This is a genomic window from Pseudomonas sp. KD5, from assembly GCF_012932895.1.
Lineage (GTDB): Bacteria > Pseudomonadota > Gammaproteobacteria > Pseudomonadales > Pseudomonadaceae > Aquipseudomonas.
The window spans coordinates 241110-263759 of the sequence record NZ_JDWJ01000004.1 but is presented as its reverse complement, the minus strand read 5'-3'; the positions used below and the strand labels follow the sequence as shown (position 1 = coordinate 263759).

At 60.3% G+C, this 22650-nt stretch carries 23 protein-coding genes; 12 read left to right on the top strand and 11 right to left on the bottom strand.

The genetic code is table 11. From position 1 onward, the window contains the following. The first annotated feature begins 80 nt into the window (after positions 1–80). Together phaC and AF70_RS11010 are read left to right on the top strand one after the other, a co-directional pair. Positions 81–1763 (top strand): class II poly(R)-hydroxyalkanoic acid synthase, encoded by a 1683-nt coding sequence (phaC, locus tag AF70_RS11015; protein ID WP_019581846.1) that lies wholly within the window; start codon positions 81–83, stop codon positions 1761–1763. A gap of 59 nt (positions 1764–1822) precedes the next feature. Next, complete coding sequence (locus AF70_RS11010) at positions 1823–2443, top strand: TetR/AcrR family transcriptional regulator (protein ID WP_019581845.1); 621 nt, start codon at positions 1823–1825, stop codon at positions 2441–2443. Between the two features lie 89 nt (positions 2444–2532). Here AF70_RS11010 and AF70_RS11005 read toward each other — a convergent pair whose 3' ends face one another. From AF70_RS11005 to AF70_RS10995, 3 genes are all read right to left on the bottom strand, one after another. After that, a complete protein-coding gene (locus tag AF70_RS11005; protein ID WP_019581844.1) occupies positions 2533–3366 on the bottom strand; it encodes a phasin family protein in 834 nt (277 codons plus the stop codon). A 10-nt stretch (positions 3367–3376) separates the two neighbouring features. Continuing rightward, entirely contained in the window at positions 3377–3799 is a 423-nt protein-coding gene (locus AF70_RS11000; protein WP_028939615.1) for a phasin family protein, read from the bottom strand. A 182-nt stretch (positions 3800–3981) separates the two neighbouring features. Further along, positions 3982–4257, bottom strand: coding sequence for a polyhydroxyalkanoic acid system family protein (locus AF70_RS10995; RefSeq protein ID WP_018929158.1), 276 nt, complete (start codon positions 4255–4257; stop codon positions 3982–3984). Positions 4258–4411: 154 nt separating this feature from the next. Here AF70_RS10995 and ubiE point away from each other — a divergent pair, with 154 nt between their 5' ends. The 10 genes from ubiE (at position 4412) to AF70_RS10945 (ending at position 12487) form a co-directional block, all read left to right on the top strand. Further along, on the top strand, positions 4412–5182 hold the full coding sequence (gene ubiE / locus AF70_RS10990) for a bifunctional demethylmenaquinone methyltransferase/2-methoxy-6-polyprenyl-1,4-benzoquinol methylase UbiE (RefSeq protein WP_007936800.1): 771 nt from the start codon (positions 4412–4414) through the stop codon (positions 5180–5182). Continuing rightward, on the top strand, positions 5182–5805 hold the full coding sequence (locus AF70_RS10985; RefSeq protein ID WP_028939614.1) for an SCP2 domain-containing protein: 624 nt from the start codon (positions 5182–5184) through the stop codon (positions 5803–5805). The genes ubiE and AF70_RS10985 overlap by 1 nt, the downstream gene beginning before the upstream one ends. Continuing rightward, positions 5802–7406 (top strand): ubiquinone biosynthesis regulatory protein kinase UbiB, encoded by a 1605-nt coding sequence (gene ubiB / locus AF70_RS10980; RefSeq protein ID WP_028939613.1) that lies wholly within the window; start codon positions 5802–5804, stop codon positions 7404–7406. The genes AF70_RS10985 and ubiB overlap by 4 nt, the downstream gene beginning before the upstream one ends. Before the next feature lie 91 nt (positions 7407–7497). Further along, complete coding sequence (gene hisI / locus AF70_RS10975) at positions 7498–7899, top strand: phosphoribosyl-AMP cyclohydrolase (RefSeq protein WP_019581839.1); 402 nt, start codon at positions 7498–7500, stop codon at positions 7897–7899. Then, complete coding sequence (locus AF70_RS10970) at positions 7892–8224, top strand: phosphoribosyl-ATP diphosphatase (RefSeq protein WP_007899279.1); 333 nt, start codon at positions 7892–7894, stop codon at positions 8222–8224. The genes hisI and AF70_RS10970 overlap by 8 nt, the downstream gene beginning before the upstream one ends. Positions 8225–8248: 24 nt before the next feature. Beyond that, positions 8249–8527 carry a twin-arginine translocase TatA/TatE family subunit gene (locus AF70_RS10965; protein ID WP_018929163.1) on the top strand — a complete coding sequence of 93 codons (279 nt, stop codon included), beginning with the start codon at positions 8249–8251 and terminating at the stop codon, positions 8525–8527. Between the two features lie 10 nt (positions 8528–8537). Then, entirely contained in the window at positions 8538–8969 is a 432-nt protein-coding gene (tatB, locus tag AF70_RS10960) for a Sec-independent protein translocase protein TatB (RefSeq protein ID WP_028939612.1), read from the top strand. Then, positions 8966–9760 carry a twin-arginine translocase subunit TatC gene (tatC, locus tag AF70_RS10955; RefSeq protein ID WP_019581837.1) on the top strand — a complete coding sequence of 265 codons (795 nt, stop codon included), beginning with the start codon at positions 8966–8968 and terminating at the stop codon, positions 9758–9760. The genes tatB and tatC overlap by 4 nt, the downstream gene beginning before the upstream one ends. Continuing rightward, positions 9757–10464 (top strand): 16S rRNA (uracil(1498)-N(3))-methyltransferase, encoded by a 708-nt coding sequence (locus tag AF70_RS10950; RefSeq protein WP_018929166.1) that lies wholly within the window; start codon positions 9757–9759, stop codon positions 10462–10464. Before tatC ends, AF70_RS10950 begins: the two co-directional genes overlap by 4 nt. A gap of 106 nt (positions 10465–10570) precedes the next feature. After that, a complete protein-coding gene (locus tag AF70_RS10945; protein ID WP_028939611.1) occupies positions 10571–12487 on the top strand; it encodes a methyl-accepting chemotaxis protein in 1917 nt (638 codons plus the stop codon). A 110-nt stretch (positions 12488–12597) separates the two neighbouring features. On the opposite strand, the gene AF70_RS10940 is transcribed toward AF70_RS10945, so the two are convergent. The 8 genes from AF70_RS10940 to AF70_RS10905 form a co-directional block, all read right to left on the bottom strand. Next, positions 12598–13332 (bottom strand): amino acid ABC transporter ATP-binding protein, encoded by a 735-nt coding sequence (locus tag AF70_RS10940; RefSeq protein ID WP_007936789.1) that lies wholly within the window; start codon positions 13330–13332, stop codon positions 12598–12600. Beyond that, positions 13325–14284 (bottom strand): amino acid ABC transporter permease, encoded by a 960-nt coding sequence (locus AF70_RS10935; protein WP_028939610.1) that lies wholly within the window; start codon positions 14282–14284, stop codon positions 13325–13327. Before AF70_RS10935 ends, AF70_RS10940 begins: the two co-directional genes overlap by 8 nt. A gap of 181 nt (positions 14285–14465) precedes the next feature. Beyond that, positions 14466–15263 carry a transporter substrate-binding domain-containing protein gene (locus AF70_RS10930; protein ID WP_026286648.1) on the bottom strand — a complete coding sequence of 266 codons (798 nt, stop codon included), beginning with the start codon at positions 15261–15263 and terminating at the stop codon, positions 14466–14468. A 229-nt stretch (positions 15264–15492) separates the two neighbouring features. Next, positions 15493–18063 (bottom strand): glucans biosynthesis glucosyltransferase MdoH, encoded by a 2571-nt coding sequence (gene mdoH / locus AF70_RS10925; RefSeq protein ID WP_019581833.1) that lies wholly within the window; start codon positions 18061–18063, stop codon positions 15493–15495. Beyond that, entirely contained in the window at positions 18056–19861 is a 1806-nt protein-coding gene (locus AF70_RS10920; protein WP_019581832.1) for a glucan biosynthesis protein G, read from the bottom strand. The genes mdoH and AF70_RS10920 overlap by 8 nt, the downstream gene beginning before the upstream one ends. Before the next feature lie 321 nt (positions 19862–20182). Then, positions 20183–20620 carry a D-aminoacyl-tRNA deacylase gene (gene dtd, locus AF70_RS10915; protein ID WP_018929172.1) on the bottom strand — a complete coding sequence of 146 codons (438 nt, stop codon included), beginning with the start codon at positions 20618–20620 and terminating at the stop codon, positions 20183–20185. Then, positions 20617–21588: a prolyl aminopeptidase gene (gene pip, locus AF70_RS10910; RefSeq protein ID WP_018929173.1), complete on the bottom strand. Its 972-nt coding sequence runs from the start codon at positions 21586–21588 to the stop codon at positions 20617–20619. Before pip ends, dtd begins: the two co-directional genes overlap by 4 nt. A gap of 128 nt (positions 21589–21716) precedes the next feature. Next, on the bottom strand, positions 21717–22637 hold the full coding sequence (locus AF70_RS10905) for an alpha/beta hydrolase (protein WP_028939609.1): 921 nt from the start codon (positions 22635–22637) through the stop codon (positions 21717–21719). Positions 22638–22650: the final 13 nt, after the last annotated feature.

Below are 22650 nucleotides of genomic sequence, written 5' to 3'. Positions count from 1 at the left end.
GCGCAACAATCCGCAACAACGTCTATGGTGATTTGTTCGGTGAGTTTGTTTTTGGCCTGATGACGAAGGAGTGTTGACTCATGCGCGACAAACCAGCGAAGGGCTCCTTGCCCACTCCCGCTGCATTCATCAACGCACAGAGTGCGGTGACCGGTCTGCGCGGCCGGGACCTGCTTTCGACCTTGCGCAGCCTGGCCACCCATGGCCTGCGCAACCCGGTGTACACGGCCCGGCATGCCTTGAAGCTGGGCGGCCAGCTTGGCCGCGTGTTGTTGGGTGAGACCCTGCACCCGATCAATCCGCAAGACAATCGCTTTGCCGACCCGGCGTGGAGCCTCAACCCTTTTTATCGCCGCAGCTTGCAGGCCTACCTGAGTTGGCAGAAGGAGGTCAAAAACTGGATCGACGAGAGCAACCTGAGCCCGGACGATCGCGCCCGCGCCCACTTTGCGTTTGCCTTGATCAACGACGCCGTGGCGCCGTCCAACACCCTGCTCAATCCGCTGGCGGTCAAGGAGATCTTCAACTCTGGCGGTCACAGCCTGGTGCGGGGTATCGGCCATCTGCTCGACGACCTGCTGCACAACGACGGCTTGCCCAGACAGGTCACCAAACAAGCATTCGAGGTAGGCAAGACAGTCGCCACCACCACCGGCTCCGTGGTGTTTCGCAATGAGCTGCTGGAACTGATCCAGTACAAGCCAATGAGCGAAAAACAGTATTCCAAGCCATTGCTGATCGTGCCGCCACAGATCAACAAGTTCTACATTTTCGACTTGAGCCCCAGTAACAGCTTCGTCCAGTTCGCCCTTAAAAACGGCTTGCAGACCTTCGTGATCAGCTGGCGCAATCCTGATGTGCGTCACCGCGAATGGGGGCTGTCGTCTTACGTCGAAGCCACCGAAGAAGCGATGAATGTGTGCCGGGCGATCACCGGTTCCCGCGACGTGAACCTGATGGGTGCCTGCGCCGGCGGGCTGACCATCGCCGCGCTGCAAGGGCACTTGCAGGCCAAGCGGCAGCTGCGGCGGGTGTCCAGCGCGACCTATCTGGTCAGCCTGCTCGACAGTCAGATAGAAAGCCCGGCCACCCTCTTCGTCGATGAACAAACGCTGGAAGCGGCCAAGCGCCGCTCATATCAGAAGGGCGTTCTGGAAGGTCGCGACATGGCCAGGGTTTTTGCCTGGATGCGCCCCAACGATTTGATCTGGAATTACTTCGTCAATAACTACCTGCTGGGCAAGGAGCCACCGGCGTTCGACATCCTCTACTGGAACAATGACAACACACGCCTGCCGGCAGCGTTTCATGGCGACCTGCTGGACTTCTTCAAGCACAACCCGCTGAGTCATCCGGGCGGGCTGGAAGTGTGCGGCACTCCGATCGACCTGCAGAAAGTCACCGTCGACAGTTTCAGCGTGGCCGGCATGAACGATCACATCACCCCGTGGGATGCGGTGTATCGCTCGACCTTGCTGCTGGGTGGCGAGCGGCGCTTCGTGCTGTCGAGCAGCGGTCATGTGCAGAGCATTCTCAACCCGCCGCACAACTCGAAAGCCAACTACGTCGAGAACCCGAAACTGAGCAGCGACCCGCGGGCCTGGTATTACGACGCCAAACGCGTCGACGGCAGTTGGTGGACACAATGGCTGAGCTGGATTCAGGAACGCTCCGGCACTCAACACGAAACCCTGATGACCCTTGGCAACCAGAACTATCCACCGATGGAGGCGGCGCCCGGTACTTACGTGCGCGTGCGCTGACGCTCAATGAACCACGGCCGCCAATGGCCGTGGCCTGACTCGACCATTAAGAAGACTGGATGAAAACCCGCGACCGGATTCTCGAATGTGCCCTGCAGTTGTTCAATCAGAAGGGCGAACCGAACGTGTCCACCATGGAGGTGGCCAACGAAATGGGCATCAGCCCCGGCAACCTCTACTACCACTTCCACGGCAAGGAGCCGCTGATCCTGGGGCTGTTCGAACGCTTCCAGACCGAACTGACGCCCTTGCTCGATCCACCGTCCGATGTGGAATTGGCACCCGAAGATTACTGGCTGTTCCTGCACCTGATCGTCGAACGCCTGGCCCAATACCGGTTTCTGTTCCAGGACTTGTCGAACCTTGCCGGCCGCCTGCCGAAACTGGCCAAGGGGATACGCAACTTGCTCAATGCGTTGAAGCGCACACTGGCTTCATTGCTGGCGCAGTTGAAGGCTCAGGGGCAGTTGGTCAGCGACACCCAGGCGCTGGGGCAACTGGTGGAACAAATCACCATGACATTGCTGTTCTCGCTGGACTATCAGCGGATTCTCGACCGTGAAGGTGAAGTACGACTGGTGGTGTACCAGATCATGATGCTGGTGGCGCCGCACTTGTTGCCGCCGGTCAAAGTCGCGACCGAGCGGTTGGCGTTGCAGTACCTCGAAGAGCACGACTGACCCGGTGGGTCTTCGATGGTTTCTGGAATCCATGCACAAACAAAAACGCCCGACCTTTGCAGGCCGGGCGTTTTTTTGCGTCCTGGAAATCAGGACTGACTGGTTGGCGCCGATGGAGTCGGTGCGATAGTCGGGGTTACAGCAGGGGTCGGTGCAGCGGCGGAGTTCGCCGGACTGACCGGGGTTGCCGGTTTGGCGGCAGCCACTGCTGGTTTCGGAGCGGCCGCTTTCGGGGCGGCTGGTTTCTTCACTGCTGGCTTCTTCGCCGCAGCGGGTTTGGCCGCTGCGGTTTTAGCTGCAGGTTTGGCCGCTGGTTTAGCGGCTGGTTTTGCAGCAGCTTTTGCAGCGGGTTTTGCAGCGGGTTTAGCGGCCGCTTTGGCTGCAGGTTTCGCAGCAGCAGTTTTGGCTGCCGGCTTGGCGGCAGGTTTCGCTGCGGCCTTGGCCAATGGTTTGGCCGCGCTTTTAGCTGCCGGTTTGGCCGCCGCGGTTTTCGCCGCAACAGGCGCAACCTTGGCACCGGTGAGTTTTTCGATTTGCTTGGTCAGGGTATCGACCTTGCTGTGCAGTGCCTTGACTTCATTGCGGCTCGGTACACCCAGGCGCGAAATGGCGCTGTTCAGGCGCTTGTCGAAAGCCCCTTCCAGTTCATCCCACTTGCCCAGTGCGCGATCTTTCACGCCGCTGATGCGCGACTTGGCCGACGAAGCGGAGTCCTTGGCAGCATCGACAGTCTTGCCGACAGCGCTCTTGGTGAGCTTCTCGGCTTTCTCGCCGTCCTTAACCAATGCATCGAAGAGTTTGCTGCCGTCAGTATCAATCTTCGAGTACACGCCTAAACCAGCCAGCCAGATCTTGCGGGAGTAGTCTTCGACCTTCCCGATCCACGAGCTGCTTTCTTTTTCAGTATTCTTTTTGCCAGCCATCCCGTTCTCCTTAAGATTTACGCGCGACACGTTCGAGCAATGCTGTCAGCTCATCGAGCTTAGCAGAGAGTGTCTCCACGTCATGTTTAGACGGAATGCCGATACGATTCAAGGCACTTGCGATACGCGTATCGAAAGCCTTCTCGACTTTGTCGAGTTGAAGTTCGACTTTGCCTTTGAAAGTACTCACTTCATTCTTGGCTTCATCGATCTCGGCATTAGCCGCTTCAAGTTTCTCAGCAACTACTTTTTTGCCTTTCTTTTCAACAGCTTGACCAGCCTTGATCAACTCTTGAACGTACTCGCTACCCTCTTGACCGACCTTGGTGTAAGCACCCAGGCCTGCCAGCCAGATCTTGCGGGCATACGATTTGACGTCGTTCAGAGTGTTGGTCTCAACGTCGACTTTTTTCTTCACAATAACTTTGGCCATGGTCCACCTCACGCGCAGAAGGGTTGAGGAACTGCCCGCGAAAGTGTCGGGCTCAGGCACAAAGTAGGGAGAAAAATTAGAAACGGCACCCTAACAAATGACATAAAGCCTGTAGTCGCAGAACGAATGTGGGAGCGGGTTTGCTCGCTCCCACATTAATCGCATTCCACACAATGAGAGGATTATGCCAACGCTTTGTCGAGGGCCCTTTCGATTTCCGATTTGATGGTGCCGCTCATGGCAGACATCAACAGCCCCAGTTCGACATCGACCCTGATCGAATCCTCGCCCACATGCACCGCCCCTTTCACACCGGAGCGCTTGAGGTTCAGCGTGTCGCCAGACCACTGTGGCTCCAGGCCATATTGATCGGACAGTTTCTGCGCCAACTTGTCGGCCTTCTCGCGGGCCGCTTCCTTACCCAGGCCATGGGCACGCTCAACACTAATATGGGCCATCGAATGACTCCTGCTTTATGGACACTTCCTGAAGCATCTTGACCGTTACTGCGTCAAAACGTCCCGGTTTCTCTATATCTTACCTTCAGCCTTGCCAAGACAAAGCAGGCCACCGGGATTAGAATGTCCCGCATTCTATTTTGGTGACAGCGATATGACTGATCAGCGCAAAGGCAGCGATGCCGAACCCACCACTCACTTCGGCTTCAAAAACGTTCCGGAAAGCCAGAAAGCGGAAAAAGTCGCTGAGGTTTTCCACTCGGTAGCCGCCAAGTACGACCTGATGAACGACCTCCTGTCGGGCGGCATGCACCGTCTGTGGAAGCGTTTCGCGATCGAACTGTCGGGCGTGCGTGCCGGTAACCGCGTGCTGGACATCGCCGGCGGCACTGGCGACCTGACCAAAAAGTTTTCGCATCTTGTGGGACCGACTGGTCAGGTAGTGTTGGCCGACATCAACGAATCCATGCTCAAGGTCGGTCGTGACCGCCTGCTGGATCTGGGTGTGTCCGGCAACGTCGAATTCGTCCAGGCCGACGCTGAAAAGCTGCCGTTCCCGGACAACCACTTCGACTGCGTGACCATCGCTTTCGGCCTGCGCAACGTGACGCATAAAGAAGACGCCCTGCGCTCGATGCTGCGCGTGCTCAAGCCCGGCGGTCGCCTGCTGGTGCTGGAGTTCTCCAAACCCACCAACGCACTGATGTCCAAAGCCTACGATGCCTATTCGTTCGCCTTCATGCCGTTGATGGGCAAGCTGATCACCAATGATTCGGAAAGCTATCGCTACCTGGCCGAATCGATCCGCATGCACCCGAATCAGGAAACCCTGAAGTCGATGATGGTCGAGGCCGGTTTCGACCGCGTGACCTACCACAACATGACCGCAGGCATCGTCGCCCTGCACCGTGGCATCAAACCCTGATGTTGCTGGCCGGCCTGCTCGCCAGCGTTGAACTCGGTCTGAACCGGGTGCTGCGTCTCGACAGCACGGCGCTGCCGCGGCTGGCGCATTTGAGTGGCAAGGTGATTGCCGTCGACTGCCGCAGCCCGGCGTTGCAATTGTTCATCCTGCCCAGCGATGAAGGCCTGATGCTGGCGTCCCACTGGGAAACCGGTGCCGACTGCACCTTGCGCGCACCGGCCTCAAGCCTGCTGAAACTGGCGACGAGCAAAGACAAGACGTCGGTGCTGCATGCCCCGGAAGTCGAACTCGACGGCGACAGCGGCGTGCTGCTGGAACTGGCGACGGTCCTGCAGGACCTGGAGCTGGACTGGGAGTACGAACTCTCGCGCTGGCTGGGACCTGTGGCCACGCAACTGGTCGGCGGTCACCTGCGCAGTCGCGCACGCTGGTATCAGCAAGGGTTCGCCAGCCTCAACCAGAACCTGGGCGAATACCTGGCCGAAGAATCGCGCACCCTCGTCGGTCAGCGCGAAGCCGAAGCCCGTTTCAGTGAATTGGACCAGATCAAGCTCGATCTGGAACGTCTCGAGGCGCGTTTCGAGCGCCTTTCCCGATCCCTCGACCCAAGCGATAACGCATGAAGCTGCTTGCCGTCCGCCGTTTGTTGCGCATCCAGCGCGTCGTGATCCGCTACCGCCTCGATGACCTGCTGTTCGCCCTGCCATTGCCCTGGTTTCTGCTGGCGCTGCGCTATGCCTTGCCGTGGCGCTGGTTCCCGCGCAAGCCCCTGGACCTGAGCCGTGGCGCACGATTGCGCCTGGCGCTGCAGGACCTTGGGCCGATTTTCATCAAGTTCGGCCAAATCCTTTCGACGCGCCGCGACTTGCTGCCCGAAGACATCGCCGATGAACTGATGATGTTGCAGGACCGGGTACCGCCGTTCGACTCGCAAGTGTCGGTCCGGTTGATCGAAGAGCAGCTCGGCAAGAAGATCAATGAAGTCTTCTCACGTTTCGACGTCGAACCGCTGGCCTCGGCTTCGGTGGCACAGGTGCATGCCGCACAGCTGAAAACCGGTGAAGAAGTGGTGGTCAAGGTGATTCGCCCAGGCCTCAAACCGGTGATTGCCCAGGACCTGGCATGGCTGTTCATTCTTGCCCGCGCCGCGGAAAAACTCTCGGCCGACGCCCGTCTTCTACACCCGGTGGACGTGGTCAGTGATTACGAAAAAACCATCTACGACGAACTCGACCTGCTGCGTGAGGCCGCCAACGCCAGCCAGTTGAAGCGCAACTTCGACGGTTCGCCGCTGCTGTATGTGCCGCAAGTCTATTGGGACTGGTGCCGGCCGAAAGTGCTGGTGATGGAGCGCATCTATGGGATTCAGGTCACCGACCTCGCGACCCTGGCCGATCAGCGCACCGACATGAAAATGCTCGCCGAGCGCGGTGTGGAGATCTTCTTCACCCAGGTGTTCCGCGACAGCTTCTTCCACGCCGACATGCACCCCGGCAACATTTTCGTCAGCACCGTGCAGCCCTGGAGCCCGCAGTACATCGCCATCGACTGCGGCATCGTCGGCAGCCTGACCCCGGAAGACCAGGACTATCTGGCGCGCAACCTGTTCGCGTTTTTCAAGCGTGACTACCGGCGTGTCGCGCAATTACACATCGACTCGGGCTGGGTACCGGCGGAAACCAAGCTCAACGAATTCGAAGCGGCGATCCGCACGGTGTGCGAGCCGATCTTCGAAAAACCTTTAAAAGATATTTCCTTTGGTCAGGTGCTGATGCGCCTGTTCCAGACCGCTCGACGCTTCAACATGGAAGTGCAGCCGCAGTTGGTCTTGCTGCAAAAAACCCTGTTGAACATCGAAGGCCTGGGTCGTCAGTTGTACCCGGACCTTGATCTGTGGAACACCGCCCAGCCGTTCCTCGAACGCTGGATGCGCGAGCGCGTCAGCCCCAAAGCCTTGCTGGGCAACGTGCAGAGCCAGTTCGAGCAGCTCCCGCACCTGGCCAACATGGCCCGCGACCTGCTTGAGCGCATGTCCCAACCCCACGCCAACGACCCGCCGCCTCCGTGGCACCGGCGCAAGGACGACGTGTTCCTGCGCCTGCTCGGTACCGCTCATCTGGCGGGTGGCACGATACTCGCCGCCGGTGGCCCGTTACACGAACTGGGGCATTGGCCCGCCGGAATCATGGTGGCGATCGGCTTGTATCTGGTCGTTCGCCGATAGCCAGTTGGATCATCGGCTGGCACACTGTTTGAACGCTGAATTTGAACATTGGCCTCAACTATTGAAGTAGAGCCCGCTGTCGGAGTCGAAGATGAAAAACTGGCTGGACGAGATCAAGTGGGACGCCGATGGACTGGTGCCGGCGATTGCCCAGGATCACAAGACCGGACGCGTCCTGATGATGGCCTGGATGAACCGCGAAGCACTGCAATTGACCGCCGCCGAGAACCGTGCCATTTACTGGTCACGTTCCCGTGGCAAGCTGTGGCGCAAGGGCGAAGAGTCCGGCCACGTGCAAACCCTGCATGAGATGCGCCTGGACTGTGACGCTGACGTGATCATCCTGATGGTCGAGCAGATCGGCGACATCGCCTGCCATACCGGCCGTCAGAGCTGCTTCTACCGCGTCTTCGAGAACGGCGACTGGAAAATCGTCGACCCGGTTCTGAAAGACCCGCACGCCATCTACTCCGCAGGACATACCCATGAGTGACACTTTGACCCGTCTGGCCCAGGTGCTGGAAGAGCGCAAAGGCGCAGCCGCCGACAGCTCGTACGTCGCCAGCCTGTACCACAAGGGCTTGAACAAGATTCTGGAAAAGGTCGGTGAAGAGTCGGTCGAAACCATCATTGCCGCCAAGGATGCCGCCATCAGCGGTGACTGCAGCGATGTGATCTACGAGACCGCCGACCTGTGGTTCCACAGCATGGTCATGCTCGCCCAGTTGGGGCAACATCCACAGGCTGTGCTCGATGAACTGGACCGTCGCTTCGGTCTGTCCGGACACGCCGAGAAAGCCTCGCGCCCGTCCGCCTGAACAATTATTAGAGAGGAACGCAACATGGGCATTTTTGACTGGAAACACTGGATCGTCATCCTGGTTGTCGTGGTGCTGGTGTTCGGCACCAAGAAACTGAAAAACCTCGGCACTGACGTCGGCGAGTCGATCAAGGGCTTTCGCAAGGCCATGAACGACGAAGAGAAACCGGCCGACCCGACTGCGACTCCGGCCCAACCGGTTCCACCGACCCAGCCACAGGCCACAACGTCTGTGAACCCGCCGCACACCATCGACGTGCAGGCGCAAAAAGTCGAAGAGCCGATCCGCAAAGACTCGTGAGCACTGACTAATGTTTGGTATCAGCTTCTCTGAACTGCTGCTCGTCGGCCTCGTCGCCCTGCTGGTGCTAGGCCCCGAGCGCCTGCCGGGTGCTGCGCGCACCGCTGGCCTGTGGGTCGGGCGGCTGAAGCGCAGCTTCAACGCGATCAAACAGGAAGTTGAACGTGAAATCGGTGCCGACGAGATTCGCCGGCAACTGCACAACGAGCACATTCTGTCCCTGGAGCAGGAGGCGCGGAAGATTTTCACGCCGACCCAGCAGGAGCCAACGCCGGTGGAACCTGTGGCGACGCCGACGATTCATGCGCCAACAGCTGAAGTCACACCGGCGGTTGCAGCTGCTGAACCTGCGCCTGCCAGCCCAGTAGAACCTGTTGCTCCTGCCGCTGCGCCGACAACCCCGGCGCCTCACGACACCACTTTGCCGCCGCGAGCCCCATGAGCGATCTCCCCGAAAACGACCAGCACATGCCACTGGTCTCGCACCTCACCGAGTTGCGCACCCGTCTGCTGCGCTGTGTAGCGGCGATCTTCATAATCTTCGCCGGGCTGTTCGCCTTCACCCAGCAGATCTACACCTTCGTCTCCACGCCGCTGCGCCAGTACCTGCCGGCCGGCGCGACGATGATCGCCACCGACGTGTCGTCGCCATTCCTGACGCCGCTGAAGCTGACCATGATGGTCTCGCTGTTCCTGGCAATCCCGGTGATCCTGCATCAGATCTGGGGTTTCATCGCGCCAGGCCTGTACAAGCATGAGAAGCGCATCGCCGTGCCGTTGCTGGTCTCCAGCATCCTGCTGTTCTACACCGGCATGGCCTTCGCCTATTTCCTGGTGTTCCCGCTGATCTTCAAGTTCTTCGCCGCTGCCACCCCGGCCGGCGTGGAAATGATGACCGACATCACCAGCTACCTCGATTTCGTCATGACACTGTTCTTCGCCTTCGGCGTGGCGTTCGAGATCCCGGTGGCCGTGGTGCTGCTGGTGTGGATCGGCGTGGTCAACGTCGCCTACCTGAAGAAAATCCGCCCGTACGTGGTCATCGGCTGCTTCGTGGTCGGCATGATCCTGACGCCGCCGGACATCTTCTCGCAGACGCTGTTGGCCGTACCAATGTGGTTGCTGTTCGAGATCGGCGTCCTGTTCGGCGGCCTGATCAGCAAGCGCGGCGAGCACCCGGACGAAAAACCGGCTGACGATCACAACGACCAGCCGCCAGCGACCCAAGCGTGAACCTGCTGCTCCTCGAGGAGGCCGATTTCATTGCGGCCGACCGGGCGATCCTGCGCGATCGCCGCTTGACCCATATGCAGGAAGTCCACCGCTGTGAAGTGGGTGACAGCATGCGCGTCGGGCGTATCGGCGGGCTGATGGGGGCCGCCGAAGTGCTGCGCCTGGACGCCGACGAAGCGGAGTTGCGCGTCACCCTCGACCAGCCGCCGCCAGCCAAGCTGCCACTGACCCTGGTGCTGGCCCTGCCACGCCCGAAAATGCTCCGCAGGGTGTTCCAGACCGTGGCCGCCATGGGTGTGCCGCGAATCGTTCTGGTAAACAGCTATCGCGTCGAGAAGAGCTTCTGGCAAACCCCGTTCCTCGAACCTGAGGCGATTCGCGAGCAATTGATCCTGGGGCTTGAACAAGCCCGGGACAGCGTGCTGCCGGAAGTCGTCATCGAAAAGCGCTTCAAACCTTTTGTCGAAGATCGCCTGCCAGCAATCACTGAAGGCACTCTCGGCCTGGTCGGTCATCCCGGCAATTACCCGCCCTGCCCCCGTGGCCTGGACGAACCCGTGACCCTGGCCATCGGCCCCGAAGGCGGCTGGATTCCTTACGAAATCGACCTGCTGGCCAAGGCCGGCCTGCAACCGGTGCAGCTCGGCGAGCGCATCCTGCGGGTCGAAACAGCGGTCACTGCACTGCTCTCGCGTTTGTTCTGACCCAGACACTTACCCTTGCCACAGGTGTTTGCTCACCTACAGGTTCCAGCCTGCCTGCCGATACAGTTCCCATAAATCCGAATAATGGTCCGAGGGGAGTTGCAGCATGTACCGTTGGCTAGCCGAGAAACTGGGGAACGTAAGCGTCAATCGCAAACTGGGTGTCGGCTTCGGTCTGGTGCTGCTTCTCACCTTGTTGATCACCTTCACCGGCTGGACCGGCCTGAGCGGTGTGATCAGCCGTGGCGACACGCTCGGGTTTATTTCCAGCCTCAATGAGCTGACCAAAGACCTGCGCCTCGCCCGTCTGGACTACGACATGCGCCGTGGCGAACAAGGACCGGGCGCCGTCAACGAGCTGATCGGCAAAATCGATGCTGGCCTGAAAACCGCCCGCACACTGATCGAACAACCTGACGACGTGACATTGATCGACCAGCAAGTGGCCGCCATCAGCGAGTACAAACGCGCCTTCGCCGACCTGACCCAGGCCACCGTCGCTCGCGAAGATGCTCGCAGCAAACTGGGCGCCACCGCCGATAACGCCGTGGCCCGCGTCGCTGAAGTCGAAAAATCCATGCTGCAGGGCGACAGCGTCGCTCAATTCAACAGCGTGATCGAACTGAGCAAGCTGATCCAGCAGGCGCGCTTCCAGGTCCGCGGCTACACCTACAGCGGCAAGCCCGAGGCCGAGCAACCAGCGCTGGACGCCATCGACAACGCCCTGAAAAACCTCGAAAGCCTGCCGTCCAAACTACCGGAGCAACACATCGCCAACCTGCAACAGGCGACCGACTCGCTCAAGGCCTATCGCGCGGCTGTCAGCCAGTTCCGCGACTCCCAGGTCGCCAGCGCTGCTGCCTTCAAACGCATGAGCGCCCAGGGCGACATACTGTTCGACGTCAGCAAAAAGCTCACCACCTCGCAAACCGCCGTGCGTGACGCCGATACGGCGCATGCCAAGAATCTGCTGCTGATGGCCACCGTCCTGGCGTCGGCCTTTGGCCTGTTCGCGGCCTGGGCCATCACCCGGCAGATCGTCATTCCCCTGAGCCAGACCCTGAAAGTGGCCGAGCGCGTCGCCGCGGGCGACCTGAGCCACAACCTGATTTCCGAACGCCAAGACGAACTGGGCCAGCTACAGCGCGCCATGCAGAGCATGACCCTGGGCCTGCGGGAACTGATCGGCGGCATCAGCGACGGCGTGACCCAAATCGCCAGCGCCGCTGAAGAACTGTCTGCCGTTACCGAGCAGACCAGCGCCGGGGTCAACAGTCAGAAGGTCGAAACCGATCAAGTGGCCACCGCCATGCACGAAATGACCGCCACCGTGCAGGAAGTCGCGCGCAATGCCGAGGAAGCGTCCGAAGCCGCCGTCGCCGCCGACCAGCAGGCCCGCGAGGGTGACAGGGTGGTCGGCGAAGCCATCGCCCAGATCGAGCGCCTGGCCCTCGAAGTCGGCAACTCCACTGCCGCCATGGGCGACCTGAAGCGCGAAAGCGACAAGATCGGCAGCGTGCTCGACGTGATCAAATCCGTGGCCCAGCAAACCAACCTGCTCGCGCTCAACGCCGCCATCGAAGCCGCTCGCGCCGGTGAAGCCGGGCGTGGCTTTGCGGTGGTCGCCGACGAAGTCCGCAGCCTGGCCCAGCGTACCCAGAAGTCCACTGAAGAAATCGAAGAGCTGATCGTTGGCCTGCAAACCGGCACTCAGCAAGTCGCGACCATCATGGACAACAGCCGCAGCCTGACCGACAGCAGCGTCGAACTGACCCGCCGCGCCGGCGGCTCGCTGGAAAGCATCACCCGCACCGTGTCGGCGATCCAGTCGATGAACCAGCAAATCGCCGCAGCCGCCGAGCAACAGAGCGCGGTGGCCGAAGAGATCAACCGCAGCGTGCTGAATGTGCGTGACGTATCAGAGCAGACCTCGGCCGCCAGTGAAGAGACCGCGGCCTCCAGCGTGGAACTGGCGCGGCTGGGGACGCATCTGCAGATGCTGGTGGGCAGATTCAAGGTTTGAGCGTTCGCTTAAGACCGAGGTGAAGCCATTCGCGGGCAAGCCTCGCTCCTACGGGGGAATTCCTGTAGGAGCGAGGCTTGCCCGCGAATGCGATGGATCAGGCGACGAAGTTAGAGAACCTGCCGCAAAAACGCCTGCGCACGCGGATCCTTCGGTGCATCGAAGAACTCGGCCGGCGAGGCATCTTCCAGCAATTTGCCGTGATCGAAGAACAGCACCCGATCCGCCACTTCCCGGGCGAAGCCCATTTCGTGGGTGACGCACACCATGGTCATGCCTTCCACGGCCAGGGTCTTCATCACATCCAGCACTTCACCGACCATTTCCGGGTCGAGCGCCGACGTCGGCTCATCGAACAGCATGACCTTCGGCTCCATCGCCAACGCCCGAGCAATGGCCACGCGCTGCTGCTGACCACCGGACAGGCGCGATGGAAACTCGTGGGCCTTCTGAGCGATACCGACCTTTTCCAGCAACACCATGGCCTTGGCCTCGCGCTCCTTCTTGCCTCGCTTGCGCACGACTTTCTGGGCCAGGCAGAGGTTCTCCAGCACGGTCATGTGCGGGAACAGGTTGAAATGCTGAAACACCATGCCGACTTCGCGGCGGTAGGCGTTGACGTCGGTTTTCGGGTCGGCCAGTTGCAGACCGTCGATGCTCACCGAACCGGAGTCGAACGCTTCCAGGCCATTCAGGCAGCGCAGAAAGGTCGATTTGCCGGAACCGGACGGGCCGATCACCACCAATACTTCGCCCTTCGCCACTTGGGTGGTGACGTTGTCCACCGCGCGAACCACCTGGCCGCGAGTGTCGAAGACTTTAATCAGATCGCGGACTTCAATCACTTTGCGCGAGCCTCCGCTCAAGCCGACTGGCGATTTTCGACAGCGGCAGGTTGATCAACAGGTACAGCCCAGCCACGCAGAACAGGATTTCGAACGGCGAGAACGAGGTGGTGATGACTTCGCGACCGCTTTTCAACAGTTCGGTAATCGCGATTACCGACACCAGCGAGGTGTCCTTGACCAGACTGATGAACTGCCCGGCCAGCGGTGGCAGCACGCGCTTGAACGCTTGTGGCAGCACCACGTGGCGCATCGACTGGCCACCGCTCAAACCGAGGGAGCGCGCCGCTTCGTTCTGGCCACGGGCAATGGACTGCACGCCAGAGCGGATGATCTCCGCCACGTAGGCACCGGTGAACAGCGACAACGCGGCGATCCCGGCGAACTCCCGGGAGAGGTTCATCACGGTGCCGATGAAGAAGTAGAAAATGAAAATCTGCACCAACAGCGGTGTACCGCGCACCAGCTCGACATAGATCGTCGAGAGGTCGCGCAGGGTCGGGTTGTTCGACAGGCGGCACAGCCCGGTGGCCAGGCCGATCAGCAGGCCAAGCACGCCAGACACCAGGGACAACCACAACGTGGTCCAGAGACCCCATAGCAGCGGGCCGGCGGCCCAATGCCGGGTCACACCGATCACGTCGCCTTCGGCCACATCATCGCCTTGCGCGACTTGCAGGCTGTTGTCGTCAACCGTCAGGTGCTGCTCATCCCCGGCATCATTGCGCAGGGTCACTTCAGCCTTGCCGCCCTTGCGCACCAGCTCACTGACGGTGGAGATGTCGGCCGCACGCAGGGACTCTTCGGCGTGGTAGGCGAAGTACTGCGGCACACGGTTCCAGCGCCATTCGTAGGACATCAGCGAGGTGGCGTAGTACAACGCGCCAGCCAGGCCGATCAGCACCAGCACGGTTAATACGTGCCAGGGCCATTGGGCTTTTTTCTGTTTCATTTAAAGGCAAATCCATAACGATCAGGGCGCCCGCTCCCTCTGTGGCGAGGGAGCTTGCTCCCGCTGGGTTGCGCAGCAACCCTGAAATCGGCCACCGCGCAACGTCGGGTAAAACGAGTCAATCGATTTACGACTGCTTCGCAGTCGGACGGGAGCAAGCTCCCTCGCCACAAAGGCGGTGTTATTCCATGTCCTTGAGCCAGGCGGTGTCTTTAAACCACTTGTCATGGATGCGATCGTAGGTGCCGTCCTCGTGAATCTGGTGCAGGAAGTTGTTGATGAAGTTGAGGCTGTCGTAATCGCCCTTCTTCAGGCCGAAAGCCAGGGGTTCATAGGTGAACGGCTTGTCGAGGAACAGCAGTTTGCCGTTGCCGACCTTGTTCACCGCCACGACGTTGTAAGGCGCGTCGTAGATGAAGGCGTCAGCCTTGCCGTTGACCACGTCGAGCACCGCTTCCTGCTCATTGTCGTAGCCGTGGTACTTGGCTTTGGAAATGAGTTTTTTGGCGACCATCTCGCCGGTGGTGCCGAGCTTGGAGGTGATGCGGTAGTCGGCGGTATTCAGGTCTTTATAGGACTTGATGGTGCCTTCCAGCTCCTTGCGGATCAGCAGTGTCTGGCCGACCACGATGAAGGGCTCGCTGAAGTTCAGGCGCAGGTTGCGTTCCTGGGTCAGGGTCATGCCACTGCCGATCATGTCGAACTTGTCGGTCAGCAGGGCCGGGATGATGCCGTCGTAGCCGGTGGATACCATTTCCAGCTTGACGCCCATGGCCTTGGCCATGGCTTTGAGGATGTCGACTTCGAAGCCGATGATTTCGCCGCGCTTGTTGGTCATTTCGAACGGCATGTAGGTCGGGTCCATGCCGACTTTCAGCGTGCCGCGCTTGACCGCGTCATCGATGGCACCGGCCTGCGCCGCGCTGACTGCAACCAATGCCGTGACGCCGACCAGCAGCATCGACAGATACTTCTTCATCTTCAAGTCCCCAAAACCCATCGCATTGTGAGGCACGCAAACGGCAGGTTTCCTTTGGGAAACCGGCAGATACGAACAGAAAGTTGTCCGGGCGCACCAATTCGGGGACGGATGCTAACGCACTCGGCCGTTTGCACAAGGGGTTGAAGGAGATTTGTTTGATCGTTCCCACGCAGAACACGGAACGATCATCAGCACAAAAAAAACCCCGCTCTCGCGGGGTTTTTCATTATGCCAACTGAGGCTGCACGCTCAACGGCTTGAGCGGCAACAGCGGCGCATGAGGATCGGCATCCACCGAAGTGCGCCAGGCCTGCAGCCACTCGGCATGGCCTTCGCTCCAGACTTGCTCATGCAAGCGACCCAGTGCCACCGGATCGCTCAGCAGGGCCACTCGCTCGTTGTTGGTCAGCCCTTCAGGCCCGACCTTCATCGCATGGCGAACCCGCTCGATACGCAGCCATTCGATCGGCTCGGCCTGACGGTGACGAGACGTCGCCAGCGCACACGCCAACGCGTTCTGCTGTGGATCGACCACCGACCGGACGAAGCCGTCGTGCAGTGCATGCCAGCGGTTTTCGTGGGTGTACTGATCGGTCGCCAGCAATGCCTGCGGCGGATTGTATTCCTCAGGAATCAGGAACAGGCTCTCGTCACGGGATTTCAGGCCCAGGCCGACACGACTGGAGATCACCGACACCGGAATCGACAGCATCAGCGAACCGACGATCGGCACCAGCCACCAGAGGAAGCTCGGGTTCAGCCAGATCACCAACAGCGCCCAGAAGAAGCCCAGCACGGTTTGCGGACCGTGGCGCTTGACCGCCTCGCTCCAAGGCGTGGAGTCGTCGTCACGTTGCGGCGAGTTCCAGGTCGCGGCCCAGCCGAGGAACGCGGCGAGCACGAAACGGGTGTGAAAAATCATCCGCACCGGCGCCAGCAGCATGGAGAACAACATCTCCAGCAGCATCGACAGCGTCACCTTGAACTTGCCACCGAACTCTTTCGCGCCCTTGGCCCAGATCAGGATGATGCTCAGCAACTTCGGCAGGAACAACAGCACGATGGTCGTCGAGAACAGCGCGATCGCCTTGTCCGGGTGCCATTGTGGCCAAAGCGGATAGAGCTGGCGCGGCTCCAGGAAGTACTGCGGCTCCATCAGCGTGTTGGTCGCCAGCAGGGCCGTCGACAGCACGAGGAAGAAGAACCACAACGGCGCCGACAGGTAAGACATCACGCCTGTCAGGAACACCGCGCGGTGTACCGGGTGCATGCCTTTGACCAGGAACAGCCGGAAGTTCATCAGGTTGCCGTGGCACCAGCGACGGTCACGCTTGAGTTCGTCCAGCAGGTTCGGTGGCAGTTCTTCGTAGCTGCCCGGCAAGTCATAGGCAATCCACACGCCCCAGCCGGCACGGCGCATCAGCGCCGCTTCAACGAAGTCGTGGGACAGAATCGCACCGGCGAACGCGCCTTTACCGGGCAACGGCGCCAGGGCGCAGTGCTCGATGAACGGCTTCATGCGGATGATCGCGTTGTGGCCCCAGTAGTGGGATTCGCCCAACTGCCAGAAGTGCAGGCCAGCGGTGAACAGTGGACCGTACACACGGGTGGCGAACTGCTGCATACGCGCATAAAGGGTGTCCATGCCCGACGCACGCGGCGCGGTCTGGATGATCCCGGCGTCCGGCGTGGCTTCCATCAGGCGCACCAGGCTGCTCAGGCATTCGCCACTCATTACGCTGTCGGCGTCGAGCACGACCATGTACTTGTAGTCACCGCCCCAACGACGGCAGAAGTCGTCGAGGTTGCCGCTTTTACGTTTTACACGACGACGACGGCGGCGGTAGAAGATCTTGCCGAAGCCCTTGGCTTCACGGCAGACGTCCAGCCAGGCCTGCTGTTCGGCGACGCAGATATCGGCGTCGTTACTGTCGCTGAGCACGAAAAAGTCGAAGCGATCCAGGTTACCCGAGGCTGCAACCGACTCGAAGGTCGCCCGCAAACCGGCGAACACCCGCGGCACGTCTTCGTTGCAGATCGGCATCACCAATGCGGTGCGTGCGTCCTTGGCGATCGGCTCGTTGCCGGCGCTGGCGCCGGAAATGCGGTACTTGTCGCGACCGGTGATCAACTCGAGGAAGCCCATCAGCGCGGTCCAGAAACCGGCCGACACCCAACAGAACAGAATCCCGAACAGAATCAGGATGCTGGTTTGCAACGCGTAAGGCAGCACTTGGGCCGCGGTTTGCAGAAGCGGTTGGTGCAGGACTTCTTCAAGATCGACGAACGACCAGCCCTGGTACGGCATGATGCCTTTCATGTACCAGCCGGCGACGATCGTCTGACCGAGCATCAGCACCAGCAGAATATAGCGGCGGATCGAACCGACGGTGCGCCAGCGAGCCGCCGGCAGCACGTTCTCGTCTTTCGGCGGCTGCGGCGGATTGGTGCGACCGGTCAGCCGACGCCAGCCACGCACCAGAATATTGGTGCGCCATGGCTCCGGAACGACTTTGGTCCGACGGATCGGCGGGGCTGCCTTGAGGCAAACCCGACCACTGGCGTCGAGCCCCAGCATTTGCGCATCCGCCAGTTCTTCGGCGGTGTTCAGGGTCAGGCGCCGCCCGACCGATGCCTGGGCGGCATCGGTCGGCGCGTCGAACGCCTGGGACGACAGACGTTCGTGCAGTTCACTGAAAGACTTGCAGCCCGCGAGTTCCGCGCGCTGCTCGTCGGTCATCGGCAAATGCGCCAGGTACTCGGCAAGCGTTTGTGGCTGTACTTGTGAATTACTCATCGGCGGGCAACTGATAGCTCCAGGTCTCGGTCAGGACTTGTTCAGTCGGTGCCGATTCCGGTGTGGCAGGGGCCGCTTCGGCAGCGACAGGCTGCTTGGCGTCTTTGTTGTCCTTGTCCTTGGTGTCCTTGACTTGCTGGGCTTGCGCTTCAGCTTGCTTGGCCTCCTTGTCCTTCTTCTCCTGCTGCTTGGCGGCGATCTTGTCGGCCTTGGCAACGGAAGAGCTGGACGCTGGCGCCGTGGTCTTGATCGTCTCGGCAGGCGTGATGGTCTTGACCAGTGCTGCACGCATTTCGGTGGACTTGTTCGGATCCTTGATCTTCATCCGCAGGGTCAGGCGCCAGCCCTTGGTTTCAGGGTTGTAACGGACGCTGTTCTCGACCAGTTCCGCGTTGTCGCCAACGCTCACCTGACTGCGCACTTCGGCATCTTCCGGCAAGTCTTGCAGGGACGGACCCTGGAAATCCACCAGGTAGGCCACGCTGCCGTCCGGCTGACGAATCAGGTTCGACTGCTTCACATCACCCGTGGAACGCAGGGTCTGTTGGACCCAGGCGCTGTCCGCCGAATGCAGGGCGGCTTCGTCGATGGTCCAGTGCATGCGATAGGCGACGTCCAGGGGCTGGCCAGGCTCTGGCAGTTTTTCCGGGCTCCAGAAAGCAACGATATTGTCGTTGGTTTCGTCAGCGGTAGGAATCTCCACCAGATCGACGGAGCCCTTGCCCCAATCGCCTTTCGGCTCGATCCAGGCACTTGGGCGCTTGTCGTAGCGGTCATCGAGGTCTTCGTAGTGGCTGAAGTCACGACCACGCTGCAGCAAGCCGAAACCGCGCGGGTTCTCGATCGAGAAGTTGCTCACGGCCAGGTGTTTCGGGTTGTTCAATGGGCGCCAGATCCATTCGCCGTTGCCGGCATGGATCGACAGACCGCTGGAGTCGTGCAGTTCGCGACGGTAGTTCAGCACTTTCGACGGCTGGTTGGCGCCGAACAGGAACATGCTGGTCAGCGGCGCAACGCCAAGTTTGGTGACCTTGTCACGCAGGAACATCTTGGCCTTGACGTCGACGACCGTGTCGCTGCCCGGACGCAGGGTCAGGCGATAGGCACCGGTGGCGCGCGGCGAGTCCAGCAGGGCGAAGATCACCAGGTGCTTGTCGCCCGGCTTCGGCTGCTGAATCCAGAACTCGGTGAAACGCGGGAACTCTTCGCCGGACGGCAAGGCGGTATCGATGGCCATGCCGCGAGCGGACAGGCCATAGGTGTGGCCCTTGCCGACGACGCGGAAATAACTCGCGCCGAGCATGGTCATGATTTCGTCTTGCTTGTCGGCCTTGTTGATCGGGTAGAGCACACGGAAACCGGCATAACCCAGCTTCTCAGTGGCTTTAGGATCGAACTTCATATCGCCGAAATCGAAACGACTTGGGTCGTATTTGATCTCTTCGACGGCGTTGGCCGTGATTTCGTTGATTTTCACCGGCGTATCGAAGTGCATGCCCTGGTGATAGAACGACAGCTTGAATGGGGTTTTCTGGTTAGCCCACTCGGCTTTTTCGGTGAGGAAGCGAATTTTTTGATAATCCGCGAATTTCATCTCACGAAATTCATTCGGCAGGTTACTGCGCGGGGCTTCGTATTTTTGCCCGGCCAGCTCTTTTGCCTTGACCGATACGTCATCCAGATTGAATGCCCAAAGCTGGCCGGCGCTGAACAGGCAGAGCAGTGCAGAGCCCGCTACCAGAGCATTTCGAAACCGTTTGGCAGACAATTTTGGTGCATTACAGGGACTAACAATCACGAGCAACCCTCGCCGAAAACAGATCAAAAAACCAACGGCCAGTTAAAGTGCCAGCACGGTGTACGGTGGAAAAAAACCGACCCTGCGGACCACTCTTGCCAAGTTGGCGAGCATTGTTCCGACTCCCATGGGGCAAAATGATTCCCCAACAGGCCGCGGACAAGTCTCTACCTAAGTCAAAATGGACCAACGAACGCTGATCCCCGTAGCGCGCGATTATCTAGTAGGCCGCGTTACAACGCATCAGGGGGAAGCAAGTATTTATCGGGAAAAGCCTCTGTTTTCAGCCGAAATGCCCTTAAAAACATGTTTCAAGCGCTTTCACGTCTGTAACAGGAAGGTTACCGGGCCATCATTGACCAGGTGCACCTGCATATCCGCGCCGAATCTACCTGATGCCACAGTGCCATGCACCTGTTTCGCTTTGCCCAATAGATAGTCGAACAGCGCCTCGCCCAAGGCCGGAGGGGCTGCAGTCGAAAAACTCGGACGCAACCCGTTTTTGGTATCGGCGGCCAGGGTGAACTGCGAGACCAGCAACAACCCGCCGTCCACGTCAGCCAAGGACAGATTCATCTTGCCCTCGGCGTCACTGAATACTCGATAGTTAAGCAGTTTATGCAGAAGTTTGTCGGCGCTGGCCTGCGTGTCGTCGGGTTCGACCGCCACCAGCACCAGCAACCCCTGATCTATCGCACCAACCACCTCTCCCGCGACCTCGACTCGCGCGCCGCGCACGCGTTGCAGCAGGGCCTTCATGCTTCGTCAGGCGACAGGTCGAGCAAGCGACGGGCCATCTGATCGGCGGCGCGCACCAATGCATCGGTGATCCCCGGTTCGGACGCCGCATGGCCGGCGTCGCGGATCACCTGCAGTTCGCTGTTCGGCCAGGCTTGATGCAGTTCCCAGGCGTTGTCCAGCGGGCAGATCACGTCATAGCGACCATGGACGATGACGCCGGGCAAATGAGCGATCTTGCCCATGTCGCGGATCAGCTGATTCGGCTCAAGGAAAGCGTTGTTGGTGAAGTAGTGGCATTCGATGCGGGCGATGGACAACGCACGCTGGGGTTCGGAGAAACGATCGACCACCAGCGGGTTCGGACGCAAGGTCGCGGTGCGGCCTTCCCAGATGGACCAGGCCTTGGCCGCATGCATCTGGGCGATCTGGTCGTTGCCGACCAGGCGTTTGTGGAATGCCGTGAGCAAGTCGTCGCGCTCGTCCAGCGGGATCGGCGCGATGTAGTCCTGCCAGTAATCGGGGAACAGGCGACTGGCGCCACACTGGTAGAACCACTCGATTTCCTGGGGACGGCAGAGAAAAATCCCGCGCAGAATCAGACCGTGCACGCGCTCCGGGTGGGTTTGCGCGTAAGCCAGGGCCAGGGTCGAACCCCAGGAACCGCCGAACAGCACCCATTTGTCGATGCCCAGGTGCTTGCGAATCCGCTCGAGGTCGGCGACCAGATCCCAGGTGGTGTTGTTCTCAAGGCTGGCGTGGGGCGTGGAGCGACCGCAACCGCGCTGGTCGAAGGTGACGATGCGATACAGGTTCGGATCGAAATACCGGCGGCTCTGCGCATCACACCCGGCGCCAGGGCCGCCGTGAATGAACACTACCGGCAAACCTTCCGGTGAACCGCTTTCGTCGACATACAGCGTATGGGTTTTATCGACGGCCAGATCGTGCCGGGCGTGGGGTTTGATCTGCGGGTACAAAGTCTGCATTGCGCGCTCCGTAAGGGGTCGAGGTCATCCCTGTAGGGACTTCTATTATTCTGCCGTCCGGCATCATAAACCCGAATTACTTCAATGAGCATGCCCCTCGCAGCGTCAGCGTTTGTCAGCCCGTCTTATCAGCCCGTCTTGTCAGCCAAATAGCCGAGCAGGGTTTCATAGAGTCGGTCGACCTCGGCAACCTGCCCCCGCGCCCGCAAACACCCGTGAACCAGCCCCTGACCGTAATAAAGCATTGCGCTCACGCCGGCGGCGTTGAGTCGCCCGGCGTAAAGCACGCCGTCGTCACGCAATGGATCGAACTGCGCCACGGCGATCAACGCCGGCGGCAGGCCGCTGAAATCGTTGGCGAGCAATGGCATCGCATAGGCTCCCGGTTGCCGGGTACCGCGTAAATACATCGCGTGATAACAATCCAGATCGCTGCTGCTGAGCAGTGGCGCGTCGGCGCACTCACTGCGCGACGGCAATGGGTGATCACCGCCCAGCCCCGGATAAATCAGAACCTGTGCACAAGGCCCCGGTTCGCCGGCATCGCGCAAGACCAGACACAACGCAGCGGCAAGGTTGCCGCCAGCGCTGTCGCCGGCCACCAGCGTCCGCGCCGGGTCGAGTTGAAACGGCCCCGTGCGCAACGCACGCCAGACACTCAGGCAGTCATCGAACGCCGCTGGAAACGGATGCTCCGGCGCCAGCCGATAATCGACGGCGATCACCAACACACCGAGCACCGATGCCAGTTCGGCGCAGATGAAGTCGTGGGAATCCAGATCCCCTACCACCCAACCGCCTCCATGCAGATACACAATGCAGGGCCAACCGTTGGTCGGCGGCGGAACCGGTGGTTGCCAGGCGCGCACCGCGACTCCCGCCAACTCGAAATCGACCACCTCAAGCCCCGCGGGATGTGGCGGGGTAAACGCCCGGCACATCTCGCTGTAGGCCTGACGCATACCGGCGAGGCTGCTGTCGGTGCTGTTGAAGCTGAGGGTTTTCTCGACGAAAGCCGCCATCTGTTCAGAGAGTGGATAACAAGCCATGGACTACAGCCAG

Coding starts and splice junctions, on each gene's coding strand:
- tatB (WP_028939612.1), top strand. CDS start 8,538: ATGTTTGGTATCAGCTTCTCTGAACTGCTGCTCGTCGGCCTCGTCGCC.
- AF70_RS10970 (WP_007899279.1), top strand. CDS start 7,892: ATGAGTGACACTTTGACCCGTCTGGCCCAGGTGCTGGAAGAGCGCAAA.
- AF70_RS10965 (WP_018929163.1), top strand. CDS start 8,249: ATGGGCATTTTTGACTGGAAACACTGGATCGTCATCCTGGTTGTCGTG.
- AF70_RS10995 (WP_018929158.1), bottom strand. CDS start 4,257: ATGGCCCATATTAGTGTTGAGCGTGCCCATGGCCTGGGTAAGGAAGCG.
- AF70_RS10945 (WP_028939611.1), top strand. CDS start 10,571: ATGTACCGTTGGCTAGCCGAGAAACTGGGGAACGTAAGCGTCAATCGC.
- tatC (WP_019581837.1), top strand. CDS start 8,966: ATGAGCGATCTCCCCGAAAACGACCAGCACATGCCACTGGTCTCGCAC.
- AF70_RS11000 (WP_028939615.1), bottom strand. CDS start 3,799: ATGGCCAAAGTTATTGTGAAGAAAAAAGTCGACGTTGAGACCAACACT.
- ubiB (WP_028939613.1), top strand. CDS start 5,802: ATGAAGCTGCTTGCCGTCCGCCGTTTGTTGCGCATCCAGCGCGTCGTG.
- AF70_RS10985 (WP_028939614.1), top strand. CDS start 5,182: ATGTTGCTGGCCGGCCTGCTCGCCAGCGTTGAACTCGGTCTGAACCGG.
- pip (WP_018929173.1), bottom strand. CDS start 21,588: ATGCAGACTTTGTACCCGCAGATCAAACCCCACGCCCGGCACGATCTG.
- hisI (WP_019581839.1), top strand. CDS start 7,498: ATGAAAAACTGGCTGGACGAGATCAAGTGGGACGCCGATGGACTGGTG.
- AF70_RS11005 (WP_019581844.1), bottom strand. CDS start 3,366: ATGGCTGGCAAAAAGAATACTGAAAAAGAAAGCAGCTCGTGGATCGGG.
- mdoH (WP_019581833.1), bottom strand. CDS start 18,063: ATGAGTAATTCACAAGTACAGCCACAAACGCTTGCCGAGTACCTGGCG.
- dtd (WP_018929172.1), bottom strand. CDS start 20,620: ATGAAGGCCCTGCTGCAACGCGTGCGCGGCGCGCGAGTCGAGGTCGCG.
- AF70_RS10905 (WP_028939609.1), bottom strand. CDS start 22,637: ATGGCTTGTTATCCACTCTCTGAACAGATGGCGGCTTTCGTCGAGAAA.
- phaC (WP_019581846.1), top strand. CDS start 81: ATGCGCGACAAACCAGCGAAGGGCTCCTTGCCCACTCCCGCTGCATTC.
- AF70_RS10935 (WP_028939610.1), bottom strand. CDS start 14,284: ATGAAACAGAAAAAAGCCCAATGGCCCTGGCACGTATTAACCGTGCTG.
- AF70_RS10930 (WP_026286648.1), bottom strand. CDS start 15,263: ATGAAGAAGTATCTGTCGATGCTGCTGGTCGGCGTCACGGCATTGGTT.
- AF70_RS11010 (WP_019581845.1), top strand. CDS start 1,823: ATGAAAACCCGCGACCGGATTCTCGAATGTGCCCTGCAGTTGTTCAAT.
- ubiE (WP_007936800.1), top strand. CDS start 4,412: ATGACTGATCAGCGCAAAGGCAGCGATGCCGAACCCACCACTCACTTC.